The sequence below is a fragment of the uncultured Clostridium sp. genome, from assembly GCF_910588715.1.
Lineage (GTDB): Bacteria > Bacillota > Clostridia > Clostridiales > Clostridiaceae > Clostridium.
In genome coordinates, this window is the sequence record NZ_CAJURG010000024.1 from 1 (window position 1) to 2,931 (window position 2,931).

Annotated in this window: 3 protein-coding genes and 7 tRNA genes; 2 read left to right on the forward strand and 8 right to left on the reverse strand. The window is 28.9% G+C overall.

Annotated elements, in window-relative coordinates; all coding sequences use genetic code 11:
- Nucleotides 1–632: 632 nt before the first annotated feature.
- A complete protein-coding gene (locus QZ321_RS12300; protein WP_305113468.1) occupies nucleotides 633–914 on the forward strand; it encodes a zinc ribbon domain-containing protein in 282 nt (93 codons plus the stop codon).
- 18 nt (nucleotides 915–932) lie between these two features.
- On the forward strand, nucleotides 933–1,280 hold the full coding sequence (locus QZ321_RS12305) for a DUF2085 domain-containing protein (RefSeq protein WP_294197024.1): 348 nt from the start codon (nucleotides 933–935) through the stop codon (nucleotides 1,278–1,280).
- Between the two features lie 109 nt (nucleotides 1,281–1,389).
- Here QZ321_RS12305 and QZ321_RS12310 read toward each other — a convergent pair whose 3' ends face one another.
- The 8 genes from QZ321_RS12310 to QZ321_RS12345 all read right to left on the reverse strand — a co-directional run bounded on the left by QZ321_RS12310 (nucleotide 1,390) and on the right by QZ321_RS12345 (nucleotide 2,864).
- Entirely contained in the window at nucleotides 1,390–2,169 is a 780-nt protein-coding gene (locus QZ321_RS12310; RefSeq protein WP_294197026.1) for a glycerophosphodiester phosphodiesterase family protein, read from the reverse strand.
- A 127-nt stretch (nucleotides 2,170–2,296) separates the two neighbouring features.
- Nucleotides 2,297–2,370: transfer RNA gene (locus QZ321_RS12315), tRNA-Gly, on the reverse strand.
- 5 nt (nucleotides 2,371–2,375) lie between these two features.
- Nucleotides 2,376–2,450 (reverse strand) — tRNA-Gly (locus QZ321_RS12320).
- Between the two features lies 1 nt (nucleotide 2,451).
- Nucleotides 2,452–2,535 (reverse strand) — tRNA-Leu (locus QZ321_RS12325).
- A 6-nt stretch (nucleotides 2,536–2,541) separates the two neighbouring features.
- Nucleotides 2,542–2,617 (reverse strand) — tRNA-Lys (locus QZ321_RS12330).
- An 8-nt stretch (nucleotides 2,618–2,625) separates the two neighbouring features.
- Nucleotides 2,626–2,700: transfer RNA gene (locus tag QZ321_RS12335), tRNA-Gln, on the reverse strand.
- A gap of 3 nt (nucleotides 2,701–2,703) precedes the next feature.
- Nucleotides 2,704–2,779 (reverse strand) — tRNA-His (locus QZ321_RS12340).
- Nucleotides 2,780–2,788: 9 nt separating this feature from the next.
- Nucleotides 2,789–2,864: transfer RNA gene (locus QZ321_RS12345), tRNA-Lys, on the reverse strand.
- Between the last annotated feature and the right edge of the window lie 67 nt (nucleotides 2,865–2,931).

Sequence of the window (2,931 nt, forward strand, 5' to 3'; positions counted from 1 at the left end):
ACTCGTAAAGAATTGCTGGTTTACTTTAACTATATTCTGTTCAATTTTCAAAGATCATTTTTCCGTCGCACCGAAGCGACTTCTTCATGTTATCACTTTGTCTTCGTTGTGTCAACAGTTTTTTTCAACTTTTTTTGCAAGTTTTTAACTCTTAGAGTTATTACCTGTTGCCCCTCAAGACAAAAATTATTTTATCATAGCATTTTAATATTAATTATATTAAATATACTATAATATTAAATTATTTATTAAATTATCTATTTTTCGATTAATTTCTCTATTTTTCTATTGTTGATACACTAGGTATAGATGACGAATAATTTTAATATTTAATAACTATTTTATTTAATTTTTATACATTAAATGTAATTTAATCTACTAATAATAGTTACAAAATAAACTTTAATTTAAAGTTTATTTAAAGTTTATATACATTTTCAATTAGTAATTAAATTTATTATATTAACACTAAACTTCTCGTAAATTAAATAATTCTATTTATGGCTTAATTCTCTATAAAATTATATTAGTTTAAAATTAAAACCTAAAAACACTTTTTACTTTTAATTGATTTTTTGTTTTTTTTTGGTAATATGTTGAGGTAAACTTTTATTTAAATGGAGGGGAATATATTGTTTTGTAAAAACTGCGGAAAAGAAATCGATGATAAAGCTTCAATATGTATCAATTGTGGAGTATCAACTCATTCTATTAATTCTACTAATGATAATGGTGGCTTTGGGTGGAATATTTTAGGATGCTGTATACCAATAGTTGGACTTATACTTTATTTAGTTTGGAAAGATACAAAACCAAAATCAGCAAAAGCTGCTGGATTAGGTGCATTAATTTCAGTTACTTGTATAATTGTATTTTATATTTTTATGTTTTTAATAGGCTTTATTGCATCTTAATTAAACATGAAATTTTTAATGAAATATCTACCATTAATATTTGGATGTCACTGTAAAGCTGATAGATCTTTTTATTTTAAAGAAAAACAATTTCCAATATGTGCTCGTTGTAGTGGAGAATTACTAGGAATTTTATTATCTATTTTTTTATACAAATTTTATAAACTAAATATTTTATTTAGCTTTATATTTATATTACCACTATTAGTAGATGGATTTTATCAATTATTAACCAAATATGAAAGTACTAATATTAAAAGATTAATAACAGGAATTTTATTTGGATATGGTTTTTTTAATTTATTTTTAAAATCTATTTTCTTTACTATTTTAATAGGGCAACATTACGCTAAACTAAATATGTAATATATATGAAAAAGCAAAAAATTAAGGGAGTTAGGTACAAAAAACCTACTCCCTTAAAATATTTATATTCATATGCATTTAGACAACATCAATCTATAACCATGTCTTATTAAAAACATAAATCGCTAGTTATCATATCTACTCCCATATTAGTTAATCTATTTATCTCCTTTTCACTATTTACAGTCCATACATTAACTTTTGCGCCATTTAAATGTGCTAAATCAACCTTTTCTTTTGTTATTTTATCAGCTTTAACATCTATTCCATAATTACCATACTTTTTTAATAAATTAATATTTTCTAGTGTTATGTCATTTAAATATTGAAAATGTATTTTATCACTATACTCTCTAATATATTTTATCCATTCGTGAGAAGTTGAAATTATTATAGTCTCATCTTCAAGTTCATATTTTTTTATTTTATAAATAATTTCTTTAACTTTGTCTATAGTAACTTCTTTAAATTCAATAATTGGCACCAATTTATTTTCAGCACAACAATTTAAATATTCATCTAATGTTGGAATCTTCAAATTGTTATAATTTGAAATATTATTTCCACTATCTATGTTAAGAGCTTTAACTTCTATTAAATTCATATCCTTAATTTTACCAATACCATTTGTCATTCTTTCAACATCAGAATCATGAAATACAACAATATTTCCATCTTTTAATACATATATATCAGCTTCAACTCCCCACGCACCAAGTCTTGCTGCTCTATTAAATGAAGGTATAGTATTTTCCGGCTCTAAAGCACTTGCCCCTCTATGTCCTATTATTTTTATATTTTCTTCATATGCATATTTATTTATATCAAAGCCTAGTATTATAATTAGTAATAATATAATGATTTTAAAAAAATTATGTATAGTTTTCATATTTTCTTCTTTCTTATAACTAAAATATTTTCTAATTATATTATTAATACTTATAATGAAAGTTATACATATTATAGAAGTAATAAAAAGCATAAAAAAAGACAATCATTAATGATTGTCTTTTAAATGGAGCGGGTAGTGGGAATCGAACCCACCTTTCCAGCTTGGAAGGCTGGAGTATTACCGATATACGATACCCGCATATTTGGAGCGAAAGACGGGACTCGAACCCGCAACATCCACCTTGGCAAGGTGGCGCTCTACCATTGAGCCACTTTCGCATGGTGCAGATGAAGGGAGTCGAACCCCCACGCCAAAGGCGCTAGATCCTAAGTCTAGTGCGTCTGCCAATTTCGCCACATCTGCATTTTTTGGTGGCTTACCGGGGAATCGAACCCCGGACACCTTGATTAAAAGTCAAGTGCTCTACCGACTGAGCTAGTAAACCAAAATAAATGGCAGGGATAGCAGGATTCGAACCTACGAATACCACAGTCAAAGTGTGGTGCCTTACCGCTTGGCGATATCCCTAAGTGGGGTGAACGATGGGACTCGAACCCACGACAACCAGTGCCACAAACTGGCGCTCTACCAACTGAACTACGTTCACCTCATTTTATGGTGCATCATCAGGGGATCGAACCCGGGACACCCTGATTAAGAGTCAGGTGCTCTACCAACTGAGCTAATGATGCATAAATGGTGCATGTTAAGAGATTCGAACTCCTGGCCCACGCCTTAGAAGGGCGTTGCTCTATCCAG

Bases quoted from the DNA above. Each gene is read 5' to 3' on its own strand.
- QZ321_RS12310 (WP_294197026.1), bottom strand. From the start codon at position 2,169: ATGAAAACTATACATAATTTTTTTAAAATCATTATATTATTACTAATT.
- QZ321_RS12305 (WP_294197024.1), top strand. From the start codon at position 933: ATGAAATATCTACCATTAATATTTGGATGTCACTGTAAAGCTGATAGA.